Annotated in this window: 1 pseudogene; it reads right to left on the minus strand. The window is 67.2% G+C overall.

The features are described 5' to 3' along the window. A pseudogene (locus tag DBR22_RS23685) lies at positions 1 to 1454 on the minus strand (hypothetical protein); the annotation flags it as partial.

The following is a 1454-nucleotide window of genomic DNA, read 5'->3' on the forward strand; positions in this document are numbered from 1 at the left end:
CCCCAGGACCCAGTCCTCAGCGGGTGGCGAGATGAGCACAGCAATCACGCCGGACAGCCCGGCCGCGACCAGCCACAGCCAGTGCTCAACGTCCTCCACCGGCACGTTCCGCCGGCGCCGCATGATGCCGGCAAAGGATGCAAGCACTGCCAGCAACAACAAGGTCGCGGCAGTTCCGGTGTGGCCCAGCACTGGCGACACCAGGAACGTCCCGCCGAAGGTGACCAGCGGGCCCAAGGCAAGAACCCCGAACAGCACTGCGTACACGCCGAAGTACAGCGCGCCGCGGGCAATAAAGAGTTTCCTCGCCACCACGGCGGAAGCCAGAAGCATCAGCAGCTCCAGCAGCACAACCCAGCGCCCGCCGTCGTCGTCCCGTCCAAGAGCGGTGGTGATCCCCGGCCCCACGATGTACGCCAGCGGCAGCAGGGCCTGGCCGGCCAGGGTGATCCAGACCGCCGCCTGCTGGAACGGTACCTCGGTGAGCCGGGTGCGCATGATCCAGCGGACCGCGTGCTGGGCTGCCAGCACCACGGCGAATGTCAGGGAAACCACGGTGGGCGACGCCGTGAGGTCGTAGCTGAGCACCAGCGCGAGGGCCGCGGTCAGGACGCGGGCCGCCACAAAGTACCAGCCTTTCCGGATGCGCTGCGGTTCGGCCACCACCATCAGGGTGGAGTAAACGGCGAACACTCCGAGGATCAGTTCGACCTCCAGGAGTCCGCCGCCCGAGAGTGCAAGCAGCAGGACCGAGGCTGCCGGGGCCAGCCACAGTGCACCTGGCTCGCTGCGGAGAAAGTAGCTTGCGGCCGCGGCGCATAAAGCAACAAGACCAATAGCCCAGGTCCCCTGCCAGTCTGTGGAATCTCCCGGGGCCAGCGTGGCGCTGCACACAAGCTGGACAAGCAGCACAGCTCCCGCATCAGCGAGGACATACCGGGGAGCACGACGGCGGGCGGCGGCGATCAGGGGAAGGCTCAGCTGGAGAGCCAGGACAGTGAGGAGGACCGTGGCGGGTTGAACAACCGCTTCCGCGAAGAACAGTGCGCCGTTCTCCGCCCGCAACTGGTGAAAGGCCGTGAGGACGAGGACCGTGGCCGCCGCCCGGCCCAGCCACCAGTACGTCCAGCGGTGCTGGCGGATGCGCAACCGCGGCGCTGTGACCATCAGATAGGCAACCACCAGGACGAGCGACAGGTTTCCGGCACGCTGCGACACGGCCTGGAAGGCGGCCGCGGCGGTAACCACAGAGACGCCAAGAGGCAGAGCCTCCCAGGCAGTGGCTACCCAGTCCCGTTCGTTGGCCGGCCGGGGAACCATCATGACCCCGATGGCAAGTGCGGCTGCGAGTTGGAGAAAAAGTCCGGCTGCCGTCAGGGAGTGGTCCGGCGATGTCTCGACGACCGGCAATCCGATGACGACTAAAGCACCACCGGCCCCGAACACTCCCAGGG

Source organism: Arthrobacter sp. HMWF013, from assembly GCF_003061105.1.
Classification (GTDB): domain Bacteria; phylum Actinomycetota; class Actinomycetes; order Actinomycetales; family Micrococcaceae; genus Arthrobacter.